General features: G+C 37.0%; 2 protein-coding genes. Both read right to left on the reverse strand.

From position 1 onward, the window contains the following. Positions 1-446 precede the first annotated feature (446 nt). Complete coding sequence (locus tag MICAI_RS17190) at positions 447-866, reverse strand: putative toxin-antitoxin system toxin component, PIN family (protein WP_008205128.1); 420 nt, start codon at positions 864-866, stop codon at positions 447-449. Next, positions 863-1,231: a ribbon-helix-helix domain-containing protein gene (locus tag MICAI_RS17195; RefSeq protein ID WP_002803329.1), complete on the reverse strand. Its 369-nt coding sequence runs from the start codon at positions 1,229-1,231 to the stop codon at positions 863-865. The genes MICAI_RS17190 and MICAI_RS17195 overlap by 4 nt, the downstream gene beginning before the upstream one ends. Between the last annotated feature and the right edge of the window lie 736 nt (positions 1,232-1,967).

Below are 1,967 nucleotides of genomic sequence, written 5' to 3' on the forward strand. Positions count from 1 at the left end.
TCGATTTTTTTTCTAAAAACCCTTGACAAATGACGAGACTTGCTTTAAACTTTTTATATAGTGGGAATCTGTGCGCCCATATATATAGGGTTTTTGAGCAAAGATAAGAGAGAAAAAAATAGACCCCAAAATCGGGTTGAGTAGGAAGAGGATATAAGGAAGGTATGAAGACAGAAAATTTCTCTCCCCGACAAGCATTAAACAAAGCATTATTCGAGATTCGCGACAGATTGAGGAAAGGGCAGATTTAATTTTAATGTTATGTGGGGATGAATATTATCCAAATACCTCTAATCAGGGGATTATGGCAATTATCGAGGATTTATAGTTCTCCTTTGAAGGTTTTATCTAGGATACTGGGAAACAGTGCGTCTAATTCTTGAATGGCTTTTTTTCTGAGTTGTTTCATCTCGTTGATGACGATTTCTTATTCTAAATCCCCACTTTCACTCATATTCACCCTCACCTATAAACAAATCATAAAACAAAGAAACCGAAATAATAACCGTTTGTTCTAATTCTATCATCTCCTCAAAATCCCGATCACCAGTAATCAAAAAATCCGCCTCACTAACCCTTGCTAAAGCGATAAACTTAGCATCTTTCGGATCCCTTGTAAAGTCAACATTAACATTAACTTCTATTAACTTTGTGCTATTTTCAATTAAAGTTAACCATTCTGCTTTCTTGGTATCACGTAGTTTTAACTTCTTTCGCTGTAAAACTTCTCTATACTCATCTAAAATTTCCTGTGATACTATCCAATCATAATCAGCATGACTAATAATAAAATTAATCACCTTTTCTGGTTTTCCATCAGCAACCGCCGCAGAAATAAGGATATTTGTATCAAAAATAACTCTCATTCTCCTCTCCGATAAGCTTCAATTTCCGCCGCAATTTCTTCATCGGTTAACGGATTATCAGCGTGTAAAGCTTGGGTTTCTTGGCATAAACGCTTAAATTCTTCTGCTAACCTTACTTTTTCAGGATCAATCGGTTTGTCCTTATTTTGTTCCCGTTCTTTTCGATACTTCCTAATCTTTTCTTTTAATAAAGCTTTTGCGGATTCTGTCCCTTTAACATAATCGGGTAATATAATTTCATCCTCCTGTTCTTCTAATAGCTGAAACGCTTTAGAGATAACCTCTTGAGGGGTATTATATTTACCAGTTTTCAGTTGTCTTTCTAAAAACTGTTCCTGTTCAGGGGTTAACGTAATTTGTATCATAATTACCAAATAGTTTGAAGATTAGATAAAGCTTGAATATAGCAGAAACGTTAATCTGACCCTGATGCCTAACAACATTTTCTTTATCCTGATTTAAAACCCCCTTAATCTCAGCCATCAACCACCTGATTCTTGCATCCTTTTTCATAATAGCACTCAGTAACTGTTCGGGGGGCAAATGTTCAAAATCTTCCAGGAACTGGGGAAGTGGGGAGATTTTCAGAAAAACCCTTGACAAATGGCGAGACTTGCTTTAGACTTTTTAGATAATGGGAATCCGTGCGCAAATATATATAGGGTTTTTGAGCGAAGATAAGAGAGAAAAAAATAGACTCCAAAACCGGGTTGAGTAGGAATAGGGATAAAGGTATGAAGACGGAAAATTTCTCTCCCCGACAAGCATTAAACAAAGCATTCCTGAGAGTCAAACCGAGTCGTAGTCAGGTAGAGAAGTTTCAAACCCACCTGACTGGAAAGAGGGTATGGGGTGTAGGGTGTGGGGTGTAGGGAAGGAAACCTCTTTCATCTGTGGGGGTGAAAATTTTTTCATCGGGACTGACTGGAAAGTGGGAAGTATAAACGAGACAGAATCCAAAGCTGACTGCTGATGGATATAAAATCGGCTCGATTTTTTTTCTGAAAACCCTTGACAAATGACGAGACTTGCTTTAGACTTTTTAGATAATGGGAATCCGTGCGCAAATATATATATAGTTTTTGAGCAAAGATAAGAGAG

The sequence above is a fragment of the Microcystis sp. T1-4 genome (assembly GCF_000297435.1).
Taxonomy (GTDB): Bacteria; Cyanobacteriota; Cyanobacteriia; order Cyanobacteriales; family Microcystaceae; genus Microcystis.